Source organism: Streptomyces sp. Ru71 (genome assembly GCF_002920535.1).
In the GTDB taxonomy this organism is placed as follows: Bacteria; Actinomycetota; Actinomycetes; order Streptomycetales; family Streptomycetaceae; genus Streptomyces.
Genome location: NZ_PQSS01000077.1, coordinates 17,349 through 34,339, shown reverse-complemented (window position 1 = coordinate 34,339; position 16,991 = coordinate 17,349). Strand labels below are relative to the sequence as shown.

General features: G+C 72.0%; 16 protein-coding genes. 11 read left to right on the top strand and 5 right to left on the bottom strand.

All coding sequences use genetic code 11. The features are described 5' to 3' along the window. Positions 1-476: 476 nt before the first annotated feature. The 5 genes from C3489_RS31305 (at position 477) to thpD (ending at position 4,537) form a co-directional block, all read left to right on the top strand. Entirely contained in the window at positions 477-1,004 is a 528-nt protein-coding gene (locus C3489_RS31305) for a DinB family protein (protein WP_103785482.1), read from the top strand. A gap of 350 nt (positions 1,005-1,354) precedes the next feature. Continuing rightward, on the top strand, positions 1,355-1,870 hold the full coding sequence (gene ectA / locus C3489_RS31300; protein ID WP_103785481.1) for a diaminobutyrate acetyltransferase: 516 nt from the start codon (positions 1,355-1,357) through the stop codon (positions 1,868-1,870). A gap of 13 nt (positions 1,871-1,883) precedes the next feature. Beyond that, positions 1,884-3,155 (top strand): diaminobutyrate--2-oxoglutarate transaminase, encoded by a 1,272-nt coding sequence (gene ectB, locus C3489_RS31295; protein WP_103785480.1) that lies wholly within the window; start codon positions 1,884-1,886, stop codon positions 3,153-3,155. Positions 3,156-3,218: 63 nt separating this feature from the next. Beyond that, entirely contained in the window at positions 3,219-3,623 is a 405-nt protein-coding gene (locus tag C3489_RS31290; RefSeq protein ID WP_103785479.1) for an ectoine synthase, read from the top strand. 5 nt (positions 3,624-3,628) lie between these two features. Beyond that, positions 3,629-4,537 (top strand): ectoine hydroxylase, encoded by a 909-nt coding sequence (gene thpD / locus C3489_RS31285; RefSeq protein WP_103785478.1) that lies wholly within the window; start codon positions 3,629-3,631, stop codon positions 4,535-4,537. A 165-nt stretch (positions 4,538-4,702) separates the two neighbouring features. Here thpD and C3489_RS31280 read toward each other — a convergent pair whose 3' ends face one another. From C3489_RS31280 to C3489_RS31265, 3 genes are all read right to left on the bottom strand, one after another. Then, entirely contained in the window at positions 4,703-5,764 is a 1,062-nt protein-coding gene (locus C3489_RS31280) for an aminotransferase class V-fold PLP-dependent enzyme (RefSeq protein ID WP_103785477.1), read from the bottom strand. Positions 5,765-5,868: 104 nt separating this feature from the next. Continuing rightward, positions 5,869-6,591 carry a DsbA family oxidoreductase gene (locus C3489_RS31275; RefSeq protein WP_103785476.1) on the bottom strand — a complete coding sequence of 241 codons (723 nt, stop codon included), beginning with the start codon at positions 6,589-6,591 and terminating at the stop codon, positions 5,869-5,871. A gap of 551 nt (positions 6,592-7,142) precedes the next feature. Beyond that, positions 7,143-8,672, bottom strand: coding sequence for an aldehyde dehydrogenase (NADP(+)) (locus tag C3489_RS31265; protein WP_103785474.1), 1,530 nt, complete (start codon positions 8,670-8,672; stop codon positions 7,143-7,145). A 116-nt stretch (positions 8,673-8,788) separates the two neighbouring features. Here C3489_RS31265 and C3489_RS31260 point away from each other — a divergent pair, with 116 nt between their 5' ends. The 6 genes from C3489_RS31260 (at position 8,789) to C3489_RS31235 (ending at position 14,651) form a co-directional block, all read left to right on the top strand. Next, on the top strand, positions 8,789-9,562 hold the full coding sequence (locus tag C3489_RS31260; RefSeq protein ID WP_103785473.1) for an IclR family transcriptional regulator: 774 nt from the start codon (positions 8,789-8,791) through the stop codon (positions 9,560-9,562). A gap of 3 nt (positions 9,563-9,565) precedes the next feature. After that, entirely contained in the window at positions 9,566-10,036 is a 471-nt protein-coding gene (locus C3489_RS31255) for a GNAT family N-acetyltransferase (RefSeq protein WP_103785472.1), read from the top strand. Between the two features lie 81 nt (positions 10,037-10,117). Then, positions 10,118-11,134, top strand: coding sequence for a hypothetical protein (locus C3489_RS31250; protein ID WP_103785471.1), 1,017 nt, complete (start codon positions 10,118-10,120; stop codon positions 11,132-11,134). Next, the gene (locus C3489_RS31245) at positions 11,131-12,411 is read left to right on the top strand and encodes a sensor histidine kinase (protein WP_103785470.1); all 1,281 of its coding nucleotides are present in this window, start codon (positions 11,131-11,133) and stop codon (positions 12,409-12,411) included. Before C3489_RS31250 ends, C3489_RS31245 begins: the two co-directional genes overlap by 4 nt. After that, positions 12,408-13,082 (top strand): response regulator transcription factor, encoded by a 675-nt coding sequence (locus C3489_RS31240; protein WP_103785469.1) that lies wholly within the window; start codon positions 12,408-12,410, stop codon positions 13,080-13,082. The genes C3489_RS31245 and C3489_RS31240 overlap by 4 nt, the downstream gene beginning before the upstream one ends. Positions 13,083-13,199: 117 nt before the next feature. After that, entirely contained in the window at positions 13,200-14,651 is a 1,452-nt protein-coding gene (locus tag C3489_RS31235; RefSeq protein WP_103785468.1) for a penicillin-binding protein 2, read from the top strand. Between the two features lie 324 nt (positions 14,652-14,975). On the opposite strand, the gene C3489_RS31230 is transcribed toward C3489_RS31235, so the two are convergent. Together C3489_RS31230 and C3489_RS31225 are read right to left on the bottom strand one after the other, a co-directional pair. Beyond that, the gene (locus tag C3489_RS31230) at positions 14,976-15,773 is read right to left on the bottom strand and encodes an HAD family acid phosphatase (RefSeq protein ID WP_103785467.1); all 798 of its coding nucleotides are present in this window, start codon (positions 15,771-15,773) and stop codon (positions 14,976-14,978) included. A gap of 114 nt (positions 15,774-15,887) precedes the next feature. Continuing rightward, a complete protein-coding gene (locus C3489_RS31225) occupies positions 15,888-16,991 on the bottom strand; it encodes a pectinesterase family protein (RefSeq protein ID WP_103785466.1) in 1,104 nt (367 codons plus the stop codon).

The window sequence follows — 16,991 nt, the reverse complement described above, 5'->3', positions numbered from 1 at the left end:
GAACCCGCTGGGCCCCCTCGGGCCACAGGTTGGCCCGACGGTGACCGCGCGAACGCAGCGCCCACGCACTGGGCCACGGGCAGGCCCGTGGGCCGAGCCCGACCGCAACAGCGGCGGCGAACACACCCGCCGCACCCGGACCACCGGCCGGGCACGACGAGCACCGCCCGGACGCGGGCACGCCGGTCGCACGCGGGCCACGGGGCCAGGCCCGTCGGCGACGATGCGGACGCGACGGCGGTAAGCGGGGCGCCGGGCACGCCCGACGGCGACCGGCGGGGCGCCTTTGCGCCATCCGCGTCGCCGGCCGGGGGCCAGTCCTGGCGGCGGCCCTGCGGGGCGAGGCCGGGGGTGGCCGCGGTGGTGGGCATGCCGTTGCGCGCGGGGCGTTGGGCGGGGCCGTGCGTGGGCCCACGCGTTGGCGGGCGCTCGGTTGTCGGGGGGCCGATGGCCGTGGGGCGTGCCATGCTCGGGCCATGACGACTGACGCGCCTCAGACTCTGCCCGACGGTCGGCCCGTGCCGCTCATGACCGGGGAGGAGCGGCCCATGCTGGAGAGCTGGCTCGCCTTCCACCGGGCGACGCTGGAGCTGAAGTGCGCGGGGCTGGACGACGGACAGGTGCGGCTGGCGTCGGCCGAGCCGTCCTCGATGACGCTGCTCGGCCTGGTGCAGCATCTGGCCGAGGTGGAGCGGAACTGGTTCCAGCGGGTGTTCGCCGGCCTGGACGTGCCCCCCGTCTTCGGCGAGGAGTCCGGGTACGTCCTGGAACCCGGGCGCGGGCTGGACGAGGCGCTGACGACCTGGCGCCGGGAGGTGTCGCGCGGGCAGGAGCTGTGCGCGGGCCGCCCCCTGGAGGCGACGGGACGCATCCCCGACGGACCGATGGCCGGGCTGGAGGTCTCACTGCGCTGGGTGCTGATCCACATGATCGAGGAGTACGCCCGGCACAACGGCCACGCGGACCTCCTGCGCGAGCGCATCGACGGCACGACCGGCGCCTGAATTCCCGTTCGCAGCCAATTGCGGTCATCCGATTCCGAGAATTCTTTTCCCTTATTAACGAGCACATTCCAGCGGGTAGCTTCCCATCTTCTTCTGCCCGCTTCTCGCGACCCTAAACGCGAAGATTTCGCGAACGCCGCGGGGGGTTATTCGGGCGGATCTCGCGGAGGTTACACGGCTGTGACGCGTTCCACATCACGCCCGTTTCACCCCCTTCCTCCCGGGCAAATACGGACAAGCTTCCGGCAGGTCGCGGGCCTGCACGCGCCCGCGCGATAACACAGAAGCGGGCCGCAGGAAACCCCGACCCTCCATGCATTTTTCAATTTCACTCGGTAAATTCAATCCGCATGACTGCCGCACCAGCAGACCTGCTCATCGACCGCCCGTCGGTGGCCGACGGAGCCGCCCTTTGGCGTATCGCCAGGGACTCCAAGGCCCTCGACCTGAACTCCTCCTACAGCTACCTGCTGTGGTGCCGCGACTTCGCGGGCACCTCGGCCGTGGTGCGCCGGGAGGACGGCGAGCCGGTCGGCTTCGTCACCGGGTACGTACGGCCCGAGCGGCCGCGCACCCTGCTCGTCTGGCAGGTGGCCGTCGACGCCGCGTACCGCGGCCGGGGCCTGGCCGCCGCGCTGCTCGACGGCCTGACCGCCCGGCTCGCCGCCGAGCTCGGGATCACCGACGTCGAGACCACGATCACCCCGGGCAACACCGCCTCCGAGGCGCTGTTCACCTCGTTCGCCGCCCGGCACGGCGCACGGGTCGAACGGGAGGTCCTGTTCGACGCCGGACTGTTCCCGGACGGCCCGCACGACCCCGAAGTCCTGTACCGCATCGGCCCGCTGACCCCGACTTCCCACTGAGGAGCGATTCGTCGTGACCATCACCCAGCCCGACCTGAGCGTCTTCGAGACCCTGGAGTCCGAGGTGCGCAGCTACTGCCGCGGCTGGCCCACCGTCTTCGACCGCGCGCAGGGCAGCCGCATGTACGACGAGGACGGCCACCAGTACCTGGACTTCTTCGCCGGTGCCGGGTCACTGAACTACGGCCACAACAACCCCGTACTGAAACGGGCGCTGATCGACTACCTGATGCGGGACGGCGTCACCCACGGCCTGGACATGTCGACCACGGCCAAGCGGTCCTTCCTGCAGACCTTCCAGGACCTGGTGCTGCGCCCCCGTGACCTGCCGTACAAGGTCATGTTCCCGGGCCCGACGGGCACCAACGCCGTGGAGTCGGCGCTGAAGCTGGCCCGGAAGGTGAAGGGCCGCGAGGCGATCGTGTCGTTCACCAACGCCTTCCACGGCATGTCGCTCGGCTCCCTCGCCGTCACCGGCAACGCCTTCAAGCGGGCCGGCGCCGGCATCCCGCTGGTGCACGGCACGCCGATGCCGTTCGACAACTACTTCGACGGCACCGTCCCGGACTTCCTGTGGTTCGAACGCCTGCTGGAGGACCAGGGCTCCGGCCTGAACAAGCCCGCCGCGGTGATCGTGGAGACCGTGCAGGGCGAGGGCGGCATCAACGTCGCCCGACCCGAGTGGCTGCGCGCGCTCAAGGAGCTGTGCGAGCGGCAGGACATGCTGCTGATCGTCGACGACATCCAGATGGGCTGCGGGCGCACGGGGGCCTTCTTCTCGTTCGAGGAGGCCGGGATCACCCCGGACATCGTCACCGTGTCGAAGTCGATCAGCGGCTACGGGCTGCCGATGTCGCTGTGCCTGTTCAAGCCCGAGCTGGACGTGTGGGAGCCGGGCGAGCACAACGGCACCTTCCGCGGCAACAACCCGGCGTTCGTCACCGCCACCGCCGCGCTGGAGACGTACTGGACCGACGGCTCCGCCATGGAGAAGCAGACCCGCGCCCGCGGTGAGCAGGTCGAGCAGTGGCTGATCGCCATCACCGAGGAGAACCTCGCCGACGTCAAGGAGTACCGCGGCCGGGGCCTGGTGTGGGGCATGGAGTTCCACGACAAGGAGCGGGCCGGACGCATCGCGCGCCGCGCCTTCGAGCTGGGCCTGCTGGTGGAGACCTCCGGCCCCGAGTCCGAGGTCGTCAAGCTGCTGCCGGCCCTCACCATCACCCCGGACGAGCTGGACGAGGGCCTCAAGACCCTCGCCCGGGCCGTCCGCGAGACCGCCTGAACCCCCCTCGTCCAGCCGCACCGACCGCCTGGAACACCCCGACCTAGGAGGCATCGCACCACCGTGATCGTCCGTTCGTTCAAGGAGATCGAGGGAACCGACCGCCATGTGAAGGCCGCGTCCGGCACCTGGGAGAGCAAACGCATCGTGCTCGCCAAGGAGCGCGTCGGCTTCTCGCTGCACGAGACGATCCTGTACGCGGGGACCGAGACGTCGATGTGGTACGCCAACCACATCGAGGCCGTGGTCTGCACTCAGGGCGAGGCGGAACTCACGGACCACGAGACCGGGAAGACCCACACGATCACGCCCGGCACCATGTACCTCCTCGACGGCCACGAGCGGCACACGCTCAAGGTCAAGGAGGACTTCCACTGCATCTGCGTGTTCAACCCGCCCGTGACCGGGCGGGAGGACCACGACGAGAACGGCGTCTACCCGCTGCTCACCGAACCCGAGGAGGTGTGAACCGCATGACGGCCACCACGACCCACCCCACCACCGTCACGGACCTGTACCCCACCCGCGGCGCCACCGAGGTGACGGTGCCCCGGCAGGACCCGGTCGTCTGGGGCGCCCCGGACGCCCCGGGCCCGTTCCAGCCGGCCGACCTCGGCGCCTTCGAGCGCGACGGCTTCATCGCCGTCGACCAGCTCATCGGGCCCGACGAGGTCGCCGAGTACAAGCGCGAACTGGACCGGCTGGTGACCGACCCGGCGATCCGCGAGGACGAGCGGTCCATCGTGGAGCCGAAGTCCAAGGAGATCCGCTCCGTCTTCGAAGTGCACCGGATCAGCGAGGTGTTCGCGAAGCTGGTGCGCGACGAGCGGGTCGTCGGGCGTGCCCGGCAGATCCTGGGCTCGGACGTGTACGTCCACCAGTCCCGGATCAACGTCAAGCCCGGCTTCGGCGCCAGCGGCTTCTACTGGCACTCCGACTTCGAGACCTGGCACGCGGAGGACGGTCTGCCGCGGATGCGGACGGTGTCCGTGTCGATCGCGCTGACCGAGAACTTCGACACGAACGGCGGTCTGATGATCATGCCGGGGTCGCACAAGACGTTCCTCGGCTGCGCGGGTGAGACGCCGAAGGACAACTACAAGAAGTCGCTGCAGATGCAGGACGCGGGCACGCCGTCCGACGAGGCGCTCACCTCGCTGGCGAGCGAGTACGGCATCCGGCTGTTCACCGGCAAGCCCGGCTCGGCGACCTGGTTCGACTGCAACGCCATGCACGGCTCCGGCGACAACATCACGCCGTACCCGCGCAGCAACGTCTTCATCGTGTTCAACAGCGTGGAGAACACGGCCGTGGAGCCGTTCGCCGCGCCCGTGCGGCGGCCGGAGTTCATCGGCGCGCGGGACTTCACTCCGGTGAGGTGACACTCTGCCGGCGCTTCCTGATCACGTCGGGTCGAGGCAGCGCCGGGTGACCACCGGGCCGGGGCCTCCTCGTGTGGGACGGGGGGTCCCGGCCCGGTGGTGTGCCTGGACGGTTGCCTGAGCCGTCAGGCCCTCAGGCCGTCACGCCGTCACGCCGTCACGCCGTCACGCGGACAGTACGTCCAGGAGGCGGTCGACGTCCGCTGTCGTGTTGTACAAGTGGAACGCGGCTCGCAGGTTGCCCGCCCGGTCGGAGACCTCGATGCCCATCTCGCTCAGTTCCGCCTGCCGGTGGCCGAGGCCCGGCACGGACACGATCGCGGAGCCCGGTGCCGGGACCGGCTCGTGACCGAGGGAGTCGAGTCCCTTGCGGAACCGGTCGGCGAGCGCCACGTCGTGTGCGTGTACGGCGTCCACGCCCAGTCCCTCGATCAGGTCGAGTGAGGCGCGCAGGCCGGCGTAGCTGAAGAGGGCGGGGCTGACGTCGAACCGCCGGACGGAGTGGGCGAGTTCGGTGACGGGGCCGTAGCAGCTGTCCCACGGCTTCTCACCGGCGGACCAGCCGGCGAGGAGCGGGGTCAGCCCGCCGAAGTCTCGCGTGGCGTCCGGGGCGACGAAGAACGTGGCGCCGTGCGGGCCCATGAGCCACTTGAAGCCGACGGCGGCGAGGAAGTCGTAGTGCTCCGGGTCCACGGGCAGCCAGCCGGCCGACTGGGAGGCGTCGACGTAGACCCGGGCTCCGTAGGCGTGGGCCGCCGCGCGCACGGCGGGCAGGTCGGCGAGGCGGCCGTCGGCGGACTGCGCCGCGCTCACCGCGACCAGTGCGGTGCCGGGTCGCACGGACTCGGCGATCTTGTCCAGCGGGACGGTGCGCACGGTGAGGTCGGCGCGCATGTGGAAGGGGTTCACCAGGGAGGAGAAGTCGGCCTCGCTGGTGAGGACTTCGGCGCCGGCGGGCAGGGAGGCGGCGATCAGGGCGCCGTACTCGGTGACCGAGGCGCCGGTCGCCACGCGGTCGGCGGGGACGCCGGTCAGCCGGGCGAAGGAGGCGCGGACGGCCTCCACGTCCTCGTACAGGGAACCGAGCGGCCTGCCCTCGGCCCGCAGGGTGATCGCCTGGTGCAGGGCGGTCACGGTGCGGGCCGGGAGCAGGCCGTTGCTCGCGGTGTTCAGATAGGTGTTCTCCGGGGCGAACTCGGCGCGGACGAGGCTCTCGAAGGTCTCCATGGGACCACTGTGCTGGCCCGTGGAGCCCTCGTCCATTGCGATTTTTTGCCCGGTACCGCCAAGGACTGCTTATGGGTGGGCGGTGACCTGCGGTTTTGTGGTCGTCAGCTGGGCTGCGGCACCGCGCATCCGTCCGGGCCGCAGGCGTCGGCGCCGCCGTCGTCGAGCAGGGTGAGCGGGGAGCGGGCGCCCCAGGCCTGGGTGAGGGCCTGGGTGAAGACCTCGGCGGGCTGGGCGCCGGAGACGCCGTAGGCGCGGTCGAGGACGAAGAACGGCACACCGCGGGCGCCGAGCTGGGCGGCCTCGCGTTCGTCCTCGCGGACGGCGTTCGCGTAGGCGTCCGGGTCGGTGAGGACCGTGCGGGCGGCGTCCTTGTCGAGGCCGGCGGCTTCGGCCAGGTCGAGCAGGCGCTCGTCGTCGTTGAAGACGGAGCGTTCCTCGGCGAAGTTGGCCTTGTAGAGGAGGTCCAGGAGCTGGTCCTGCTTGCCCTGGTCCTTGGCGAAGTGGAGCAGGCGGTGCATGTCGAAGGTGCTGCCGTGGTCGCGGCCGTGGGTGCGGTAGGCGAGGCCCTCGGCTGCCGCCTGGGCGCCGAGGTTGTCCTCGCCGGCCTGGGCCTGGGCCTCGGTCATGCCGTACTTCTTGGTGAGCATGGTGAGGACGGGCTGGATGTCGTCCTTGGCTCGGCCGGGGTCGAGCTCGAAGGAGCGGTGCACGACCTCTACCTGGTCACGGTGGGGGAAGGCCGCGAGCGCCTTCTCGAAGCGGGCCTTGCCTACGTAGCACCAGGGGCAGGCTATGTCGCTCCAGATTTCGACGCGGAGGGTCACGGGTTGCTCACTTCGGGTTGGGGGCGGGTTTGGTTGGCGGTGTGTGAACGTTCAAGCAGCCGGGTTCATTCCCGGGTGCGGGTGAGTGGGTGGCTGGTCGCGGGTACCTGCGGCGCCGGGCCGGTTTTCGTCTGCGGGTGCGTGGTGGCTGGTCGCGCAGTTCCCCGCGCCCCTGAAATGCCTGCGGCGGCCCGTTGCCGTCCGGTGGTCGGCTGATGTAGCGCCTACGGCCGGTTCGTGAGTCGGGGCCGGGGTGGGGGGTATCCGTCCTCGGTCCGGCCCACTGCTTCCGACGCGGTGAAGGTTGGCGGTGCCGGCCGCTGCGGGCGGACACCCCCCACCCCGCCCCCTCCCCGCCGTCGGCGGCTACCCCGCCGTCGTGGCGTGCGTCCACCACCCCCACGTAGCTGCGGGCAGTCGTGCCGCTGGGGCGGCACGGGTGGGCGCTGGGGGTCCCCCCTGCTCGAAGAGCTTGGGGGAGGCACCCCGCCAGCGCCGGGCTGCGTCACCCGCCCCCGGCCCGGTGCAGCACCGGTTCCTGCCCGCGTCGGCTACCGCTCCAGGTGGCCGTTGATGCGGCGGGGGAGGCCCAGGGGGTTGTCGTCGTGGAGTTCCGGGGGCAGGAGGGCCTCCGGGGCGCCCTGGTAGACAACCGGGCGCAGCCAGCGTTCGATGGCCGTGCCGCCCACGGAGGTCGACGTGGACGTCGTCGCCGGGTACGGGCCCCCGTGGTGCTGCGCGGCCGCCACCGCCACGCCGGTCGGCCAGCCGTTGACCAGGACTCGGCCCGCCAGCGGGGTCAGTTCCGCCAGGAGGTCCGCTCCGCGGCCCTCCCCGGCCGCCTCCTGCGAGGACAGCTGGACCGTCGCCGTGAGGTTGCCCGGCAGGCGGGACAGGACGTCCTTGACCTCGGTCTCGTCCTCGTAGCGGGCCACGACCGTGACCGGGCCGAAGCACTCCTCCAGCAGCAGGTCGTACGCCCCCTCCTCGGCCAGCTTGCTCGCCGGCACCGTGAGGAAGCCCGCGCTGACCGTGTGCTCGCCGCCCGCGCCCGGCGTCACGGGGGCGTCGACGCCCTCCAGGCTGAGGCGTTCCGCTACCCCGGCGACGAAGTTGTCCCGCATGCGGTGGTCGAGCAGGACGCCGGCCTCGGTGTCGCTGACGGCGTCGGTCAGGGACTTCAGCAGTTGGTCGCCCGCGCCGCCGGCCGGTACGAGGACCAGGCCCGGCTTGACGCAGAACTGGCCCACGCCGAGGGTCATCGACCCGGCGAGCCCGGTGCCGATGGCCTCCGCGCGCTCGGCGGCGGCGGCCTCGGTCACCACGACCGGGTTGAGGGAGCCGAGTTCGCCGTGGAAGGGGATGGGGACGGGCCGGGCGGCGGCCGCGTCGAAGAGGGCACGGCCGCCGCGTACGGAGCCGGTGAAGCCCGCGGCGGCGACCAGCGGGTGCTTGATCAGTTCGACGCCGGCCTCGAAGCCGTGGACCAGGCCCAGGACACCAGCGGGGATGCCGTGCTCCGCGGCGGCGGTGCGCAGGATCTTGGCGACCAGTTCGGACAGTGCGGGGTGGTCGGGGTGGGACTTGACGACGACCGGGCAGCCCGCGGCGAGCGCGCTCGCGGTGTCGCCGCCGGGCACGGAGAAGGCGAAGGGGAAGTTGGAGGCGGAGTAGACCGCGACGACGCCGAGCGGGATCTTGTAGCGGCGCAGGTCCGGGACGGGCGGGGTGGCCGTGTCGTCGGGGTGGTTGATGACCACGTCGAGGAAGGCGCCCTCGTCGACGATGTCCGCGAAGGCGCGCAGCTGGTAGCAGGTGCGGGCGAGTTCGCCGGTCAGACGGACCGGGCCGAGGGCGGTTTCCGCGTCGGCCACCTCGACGAGGTGTTCCTTCGCCGCCTCCAGTCTCTCGGCGGCGGTGCGCAGGAACGCGGCTCGGACCGTGCGGTCGGTGAGGGAGTCGCGGGCGGCGTGCGCGGCGCGGACGGCGGCGTCCACCTCCTGGGCTGTGGCCTCCACCGCAACCTGTTCCCGCTGCTTCCCGGTTCGGGGGTCGACACTCCAGACTGGTGCTGCTGCCACCGTGGGTCCCTCCCAGTATGTCGCCGCCCCACCAGGGGCGTTCGATATACTGAACACTGTCTCTGATGATGAACAGCTCGGAGACTATTTCCCGTCCAACGAAGGGGTCAAGGGCGATGTCGGCAGGCGAGACGGGCGGCGGGGCACAGGTCAAGTCGGCGGTACGGACGGTGGAGCTGCTGGAGTACTTCGCGGCACGCCCCGGCATGCACTCCCTCGCGTCGGTGCAGGAGGCCGTCGGGTATCCCAAGTCCAGCCTCTACATGCTGTTGCGCACCCTCGTGGACCTCGGGTGGGTCGAGACCGACGCCACCGGTACGCGGTACGGCATCGGGGTGCGGGCGCTGCTGGTCGGCACCTCCTACATCGACGGCGACGAGGTGGTCGCGGCGGCCCGGCCGACGCTGGACCGGCTCTCCGACGACACCACCGAGACCATCCACCTGGCCCGGCTGGACGGCACGAACGTCGTCTATCTGGCCACCCGGCAGTCGCAGCACTATCTGCGGCCCTTCACCCGGGTCGGCCGCCGGCTGCCCGCGCACTCGACGTCGCTGGGCAAGGCCATCCTGGCCACGTACTCCGACGAGCAGGTCCGCAAGATGCTCCCGGAGACGCTGCCCGCGCTGACCGAGAACACCATCACGGACCGCGAGAAGCTCATCGAGGAACTGCACCAGGTGCGTGAGCAGGGCTTCGCCGTGGACCGTGAGGAGAACACGCTGGGGCTGCGCTGCTTCGGTGTGTCGATCCCCTACCGCACGCCCGCCCGGGACGCCATCAGCTGCTCCGTGCCGGTCGCCCGGCTCACGCCCGCCCATGAACAGATGGTCAAGGACGCGCTGTTCGACGCCCGGGACCGGCTGACCCTGGCCACCCGTAGGCTCTGAGGCATGGATGTCGTACTGCGTGAGGTGCACGACAGCGATCTGCCGGTGTTCTTCCGGCAGATGAACGACCCGGAGGCGCTGCGCATGGCCGCCTTCACCCCGAAGGACCCGGCCGACCGGGACGCCTTCGACGCCCGCTGGCAGCGGATGAGGGCGTCGTCCGCGGTGTTGCGCACGATCCTCGCCGACGGCGATGTGGTGGGCTCCGCCGGGGTGTACGGGGAGCCGGGCGAGCGCGAGGTGACGTACTGGGTCGACCGGGCGTACTGGGGGCGCGGGGTGGCCACGGCCGCGCTGCTGGCCCTGCTCGCCGAGGTGCCCGAGCGTCCGCTGTACGCGCGTGCGGCGGCCGACAACGAGGGCTCGCTGCGCGTGCTGCGGCGCTGCGGCTTCCAGGAGACGGCCCGGGCCTGCGACTTCGCCGAGGCGCGCGGCGAGGAGATCGAGGAGGTCGTGCTCTCGCTGCGGGGCTGATCCGGGTCTCCCCCGTGCGGCGGAGACGGATCGTCGTCGGGCAGGAGGCCGGAGGCGGCGGGCGCGCGGGAGTGTGGGGGCATGACCCAGTCGCTCAGCCTCGCGCCGGCCGCGTCCGTCGCTCCCGACCGGCCTCGCCGCGCCCTGCGCGCCGTCGCGATCGCGTCCTGTGTGCCGTACCTCTGCCTCAAGGCCGCCTGGATCGGCGGGAGCCGCGTCGGAATCCCGGACGGCAGTGCGCTGCTGGAGCACCGCGCGACCATGGCCGTCGCCAACAGCGTCACCGTGGCCATGGACGCGGCGGTGATCGTGCTGGCGCTGCTGCTGACCCGGCCGTGGGGGCTGCGGGTCCCCGCCTGGCTGCTCGCCCTTCCCGCGTGGGTGGCGACCGGGCTGCTCGCGCCCATCATGGCCGGGTTCCCGCTGCAGATGCTGGTCACGGCCCTGGGCGCGGCCAAGCACACGTCCGGCCGGCCCTTCCTGGACGACTGGGTGTTCGGCGTCGTGTACACCGGCTTCATCCTGCAGGGGCTGTCCCTGGGCGCGCTGTTCGTGCGATACGCCCGTGAGCGCTGGGGCCGCCTGTGGCGGGGCCGGGTGTGGGACCTGCCGGCCGGGGTGCTCGGCGGAGCGCAGCGGACGACCGCCGTTGCCGCCGTCGTGCTCGCGCTGCTGCCGCTCGCCGCGCATGCGGTGTGGCTGACCGGTTCGACCGCCGGGCTCAGCGCGGGGCGCGTCGCCGACCGGGGCGGTTCCTTCTACGTGATGGAGGCGCTGTACGTCGTCTTCCTGGCGTGCGCCCTGTCAGGCGCCCTCCTGCTGGCGTTCCGGTGGGGGCGTCCGCTCCCCGTCGCGCTGCCGCTCGCGCTGGCCTGGCTGGGGTCCGGCGCGACGGCCTGCTGGGGCGGCTGGCTCGCGGTGGCCTCGCTGACCGGTGTGGAGGACATCGCCGACCGGCCCACACCGCTGATGGACCTGACCTACGCTGGCCACATGATCGTCGGGATGCTGGTCGCCGTGGTCGGCGGGTACTTCCTCGCCGAGCGGTCGGCGTCGGCCGGGCGGCGCTCCGCGCCGATCGCGGAGCACGCCGCGTGAGATCCGGAGTCCGGCTGCTGTTCGGAGGGCGGGCACGCCGGCGCTGGATCCATCTGATCCTCGGCGGCGCGCTCGCCATGCCGTACGTCCTCGTCGGCCAGGTGATCGTCGGGCCCGCCCTGGACTCCCGGTACCTCCTCGGCGACCTGCCACTGCAACTGCTGTCCTTCGCCCTGGGGTTGCCGCTGGCCGCGCTCACCGCCGCCGTGTTCCCGATGACCCGGCCGCTGGAGGCGGGCGCGGCGCGCACCCTGTGCGGGATCGACGCCGACGCCCTCTCCCCCACCCCGGCCCAGGGCCGGGTCGCGCGCGGCCGGACGGCGGCCTGGTTCACGCTGCATCTGGGCCTCGGCGGGATCGTCTCCGGGATGTCGCTGGCGGTGCCGCCTTTCGCGGTCGTGCTGATGGTGCTGCCGCTGTTCACGACGCTGGGCGGGACACGGCTCGGGATGCCCGAAGTCCTCGGTGAGCCCTGGGCGTTGGCGCTCACGCCGGTCGCCGGCCTGGCCATGCTGGTGGCGCTCGCCGGGTGCGCGGCCGGCTGCGGTGCCCTGCTCGCCCGGGCGGCGCCCGCGCTGCTGGGCCCGACGCCGGAGGATCGGCTGGCTGCCGCCGAGGCGCGCGCCGCCGACCTGGCCGTACGCAACAGGCTCGCCCGCGAGCTGCACGACTCCGTCGGGCACGCCCTCAGCGCGGTCACCCTCCAGGCGAGCGCGGCCCGCCGGGTGCTGGACAGCGACCCGGGGTTCGTCCGCGAGGCGCTCGCCGCGATCGAGGAGACCACCCGGCGCACGGTCGGCGAACTCGACGCCGTGCTCGGGGTGCTGCGCGCCGGGGACGCCCCGGGCACGGCGCCCGCGCCCACCCTCGCCGCCGACCTGGACGGCCTGCTGGCCCGCACCCGTGCGGGCGGGCTGCGGGTGCGGGCCGACGTCGGTGTCGAGCCGGCCGCGCTGCCCGACCTGGTCTCCCGGGAGGCGTACCGGATCGTGCAGGAGGGGCTGAGCAACGCCCTGCGGCACACCGGTGGCGGCACCGAGGTGACCGTGCGGATCGCGGCGGCCGGGGAGCACCTGGAGATCACCGTCACCAATCCCCTCCACGGGGCCCCGGCCGCCCGGCCCGGCGGCGGCCACGGTCTGCGCGGGGTCGCCGACCGGGCCCGGCTGCTGGGCGGCACGGCCGAGGCCGGCCGGGCCGGCGGGGTGTGGCGGCTGCACGTCCGCCTGCCGATGCGGGCAGCCGCGTGGGCCGAGACCGGGAAGGGACCCGAATGAGCAGTGAGCCGATCCGGATCGTCCTCGCCGACGACGAGCGCATGGTCCGCACCGCGCTGCACGCCATCCTGTCCGCCGAGGAGGACCTGGAGGTGGTCGGGGAGGCGGCGACCGGCGCCGAGGCCGTGGCCGTCGTCCGGGACCGGCGGCCCGACGTGGTGCTGATGGATGTGCGCATGCCCGGGATCGACGGCATCCGCGCCACCGAGCAGCTCCTGGCCACGCTCGACGACCCGCCGCGCGTTGTCGTCGTCACGACCTTCGAGAACGACTCGTACGTGTACGACGCGCTGCGTGCGGGCGCCGCCGGGTTCCTGCTGAAGCGGGCGGACGCCGACACGCTGGTGCAGGCGGTGCGGCTGGTCGCGCGCAGCGACACCCTGCTGTTCCCGTCGGCCGTGCGCACCCTCGCTGCGGCGCACGCCCGGGCCCGCCCGGCCCCCGCCGCCTGGGTGAGAAGGCTCACGGAACGCGAGGGCGAGGTGCTGCGGCTGATGGCGTCCGGGCTGACCAACGCGGAGATCGCCCGGCGCATGGGGGTGGGCCCGGCGACGGTGAAGACCCATGTGGCGTCCGTGCTGGCCAAGACCGGCACCCGGGACCGCACCCAGGCGGTGATCGCGGCGTACGAGGCGGGCTTCCTGAGCGGGCGGCAGTCATCGGTCTCCTGAGCGGGCGGCAGGCACCGGTTTCCTGAGCGGACGGCAGGCACCGGTTTCCTGAGCGGACGATGAGAAATCCACGCACACGGGAACGATCGCCGTACTCCCGCTCGTCCTCTCATCGGGATGAACAAGACGATCAGGCGCGCATCGGTCTTCGCGCTGCTCCTGGTGCTCGCCCTGCTGGTGCGGGCGACCTGGGTGCAGTTCTACGACGGCACGGCGCTCGCGGACGACAAGGACAACCGGCGCAACGCGATCCAGACGTACGCGGAGCCGCTCGGCAACATCATCGTGGCCGGGCGTTCCGTGACCGGCTCGACGCGGACGTCGGGGGGTGATCTGGAGTACAAGCGCACCTACACGGACGGCAGGCTGTACGCGGCGGTGACGGGCTACGCGTCGCAGGCCTACGCCCCGACCCAGCTGGAGGGCATCTACTCGGAGCTGCTCAACGGCACGGACCCGCGGCTGCGGACGGTGATGGACACGGTCACCGGCAAGCGGGCCGACCCGGGCAACGTGCTGACGACGATCGACCCGGACGTGCAGAAGGCGGCGTACAAGGCGCTCGGCGACAACAAGGGCGGGGCCGTAGCCATCGACCCGAAGACGGGCCGGATCCTCGCCGTGGTGTCGACACCGTCGTACGACCCGTCCGCGCTCACCGACGCCAACACCGCGGGCAAGGCGTGGAAGGAGCTGAACGCCGACTCCGACAAGCCGCTGAACAACCGGGGCCTGCGTCAGCCGCTGCCGCCGGGCTCGACGTTCAAGCTGGTGGTGGCGGCGGCCGCGCTGGAGGACGGGCTGTACTCGTCGGTGGACCAGCACACCGTCAGCCCGGACCCGTACCGGCTGCCGGGCACCACGCGGGACCTGAGCAACGAGAACCCGTCGGCGCCGTGCGAGAACGCCTCGATCCGGGTCGCGCTGCAGTACTCCTGCAACAACGTCTTCGCGAAGATGGCGGTGGACCTGGGCCAGGACAAGGTGCGGGCGATGGCCGAGAAGTTCGGCTTCAACGACGAGGCGCAGGACGTGCCGGTGCGGGCGTACCCCAGCGTGTACCCCAAGGAGATGGACAAGGCGCAGACGGCGCTGACCGGTATCGGGCAGTTCGACGTGACGGCGACGCCGCTGCAGATGGCGATGGTGTCGGCGGCGATCGCGAACGGCGGCAAGCTGGTCTCGCCGCACATGGTCTCCCAGGTCACCGACAGCGGAGGGGATGTGCTGCAGGACTACGACGACGACGCGCAGAGCAAGGAGATCGTCAGCTCCGGCACCGCCGAGCAGCTGCAGTCGGCGATGCAGACGGTCGTCGAGGAGGGCACCGGCACCAATGCCCGGATATCCGGCGCGACCGTCGGCGGCAAGACCGGTACGGCCCAGCACGGCGAGAACAACAGCAAGACGCCGTACGCCTGGTTCACCTCCTACGCCAAGGCCGGCGACAAGGAGGTCGCGGTGGCGGTCATGGTCGAGCAGTCCGACGCGGCCCGCTCGGAGGTCAGCGGCAACGGCCTGGCCGCGCCGGTGGCCAAGGCGATGATGAAGGCGGCGCTGAAGAGCTAGCCGGTACGAGGGAGTTGGGGGGCAGCCGCTCGGGGGCTGCCCCCCTTTCGTGTGCGCGCCCTCGCCCCGGGTTCGGTCCGTCATGCGGTGTTCGAATTCCCGTACACGACGTTCCGCTACACCATCACCGCGGCGGCGTCCGGCAGGCAGCTCACGGTCGGCGGCGACTTCGCCGCGCACCCGGCGGACGGGAGCGGCTCGTAGAGAAGCCCGGCGGCCGCGGCAACCCTTCATCGGCTACGGGTGACGGCCGCGGCCGGCGCGCGGCGGCGCCCCCGCCGGTGAGGACCGGTGGGGGCGCCGCCGTCGCCGTGTGCGGGGGAACTAGCCGACGTAGTACGTCGGGTTCGGCAGCTTGTACGTCCGGTCGGCGTGGCCGCCTTCGAGGTCGGAGTACTGGTCGCCGAAGTTGGCGATGATCTCGTAGCCCAGGTCGTCCTCGATGTGCGCGCGGGTGCCCGCCTTGTACTGCACGGTGGTGCAGTTCCAGGCGCCGGGCTTGGCGCAGTCGGCCAGGTAGGCCGGCGGGTTGGCCTTGTCCTTGAGGAACATGTGACCGGCGTCCAGGTTCACATCGGCGCCGACCTTCTTCAGGTTCTCCACGGCGGCGGCGCGCTGGGCCTCGCTGAGACCGGAGTTGTAGAAGACCTCGACGCCGTGGGACTCGGCGTAGCGCACGAGTTCGGGGCTGCCGAACACGGCCGGGCGGTCGGCCTTGTTGACGTAGTCGCTCCAGGTGGTGCCGTTGTACGTGTAGTTGGTCTTCTTCTCGTAGTCCAGGCTGAGCAGCAGGGTGTCGTCGATGTCGAAGACGACGGCCGGCTTCTCGCCCTTCTTCAGCGCCTTGCGGGCGGCCTCGTCGATGTACTTCCGGGCGGCCGCGTCGATCTCGGCCAGGTCCTCGGCGTACGGGCTGGTGGGCGAGGCCTGGTAGACGCCGTTCGCGTCGAGCGTGGTGCCGTAGTAGGTGTCGATGTCCTTGACCAGGACGCCGATGTTGTACGGCTCGTGCGTGGAGTTGGCGGTCGACTGGTCGGCGGTGGCCGCGCCGGCGCCGTACAGGGCGGCACCGGCGACGGCACAGGCGGCCGCGGCGGCCGCGAAACGCAGTGGCTTATGCATGACAGGTTTCTACGCGCGTCACCCCCTCGGGCGCGAGGCCCGTGGCCCGATCGATACCTCTTTCGCAGGCAAAAATCCGGTCAAGCCACAAGCCTCGCGCACGCGGTGACACCGCTACGCGTACGGCCTCCAGTCGCCGAGGTAGCTCTCCCGGGTGTGCTGCCGTGCCGCCTCGGGGCCGAGCTGCGGCCGGTTCTCCGGCACGGTGACGACGGCTCCGGGCCCGGTGTCGCGGTACTCGGCGAAGCGCATGCTCTGCCAGGGGTAGGCGTCCCGCATGTCGGCGTAGGGCGCGGCCGCGTCGATGCCGGGGCCCAGCCAGGTGTCGCGGACGGTGAGCATCGGGCGGGCGGTGGTGTCAGAGCTGGGCACCCACGGGCGGGCCAGCTTGTAGAAGGCGTCGGGCGCCTCGCTGCTGACCCTGCTGCGGGTGACCAGGTAGCCGCGCGGGTTGGCGCCGGCCGTGGAGGGCGCGAAGACGAAGCCGTACGGCGGCGCGGGCAGGTCGGTGCGGTCCAGGGTGCGGAAGTGGCAGTGCTCGAACACCGCCGTCGCCCGCCCGAAGACGAAGTCGACGTCGCCCTCGGCGTAGCAGTGGGCGAAGTACTGCCGGGCGAACGTGCCGAGTGCCATGGTGTCGGCGTACAGGGTGTCCTGGTGGCCGAGGAAGCGGCAGTGGTGGAACGCGCTGCGGTCGCCCTGCGCCTTGAGCGCCACGGCCTGGGTGCCGGTGACGCCGGGGTGGTCGGCGCGCAGCCAGTCGTTGGCGAAGGTGATCCAGCGGGCGGTGAAGCCGTCGGCCTGCGTGGTGACGGTGGCCGAGCCGCTGGTGCCGTAGGTGCCGCCGCCCGGCTTGGGCGTACCGGCCGCGTTGTCGTACACGATCACGGCGTCCCGGGGATTCTCCGAGGCGCCGATCCAGGTCATGTCCGTGCGGCTCGCGTCGACGGCGACGGTCTCCCGGTAGACGCCCGGCGCGAGGACGAGCGTCCAGCCGGGCCCGGTCGCGGCGGCGACGGCGGCGCCCACGCTCGCGAAGTCCCCCGCGCCGCCCGGGTGGACGTACAGGGTGCGCTCGTTCAGGCGGGCGGCGGGCGAGCCGTAGCGGCCGAACCTGGAGCGGGGTGCGGCGTCCGCGGGGGCCGCGAGGCCCAGCGCCAGGGCGGCGCCGGCACTCGCGGCCAGGAAGCCTCTGCGTGAGATGACGAGGGGTTCCAT

What these genes read in the sequence shown, in the direction of transcription:
- C3489_RS31240 (WP_103785469.1), top strand. Translation starts at nt 12,408, where the DNA reads ATGAGCAGTGAGCCGATCCGGATCGTCCTCGCCGACGACGAGCGCATG.
- C3489_RS31225 (WP_103785466.1), bottom strand. Translation starts at nt 16,991, where the DNA reads ATGGAACCCCTCGTCATCTCACGCAGAGGCTTCCTGGCCGCGAGTGCC.
- thpD (WP_103785478.1), top strand. Translation starts at nt 3,629, where the DNA reads ATGACGGCCACCACGACCCACCCCACCACCGTCACGGACCTGTACCCC.
- ectA (WP_103785481.1), top strand. Translation starts at nt 1,355, where the DNA reads ATGACTGCCGCACCAGCAGACCTGCTCATCGACCGCCCGTCGGTGGCC.
- C3489_RS31255 (WP_103785472.1), top strand. Translation starts at nt 9,566, where the DNA reads ATGGATGTCGTACTGCGTGAGGTGCACGACAGCGATCTGCCGGTGTTC.
- C3489_RS31305 (WP_103785482.1), top strand. Translation starts at nt 477, where the DNA reads ATGACGACTGACGCGCCTCAGACTCTGCCCGACGGTCGGCCCGTGCCG.
- C3489_RS31280 (WP_103785477.1), bottom strand. Translation starts at nt 5,764, where the DNA reads ATGGAGACCTTCGAGAGCCTCGTCCGCGCCGAGTTCGCCCCGGAGAAC.
- C3489_RS31260 (WP_103785473.1), top strand. Translation starts at nt 8,789, where the DNA reads ATGTCGGCAGGCGAGACGGGCGGCGGGGCACAGGTCAAGTCGGCGGTA.
- C3489_RS31250 (WP_103785471.1), top strand. Translation starts at nt 10,118, where the DNA reads ATGACCCAGTCGCTCAGCCTCGCGCCGGCCGCGTCCGTCGCTCCCGAC.
- C3489_RS31230 (WP_103785467.1), bottom strand. Translation starts at nt 15,773, where the DNA reads ATGCATAAGCCACTGCGTTTCGCGGCCGCCGCGGCCGCCTGTGCCGTC.
- C3489_RS31235 (WP_103785468.1), top strand. Translation starts at nt 13,200, where the DNA reads ATGAACAAGACGATCAGGCGCGCATCGGTCTTCGCGCTGCTCCTGGTG.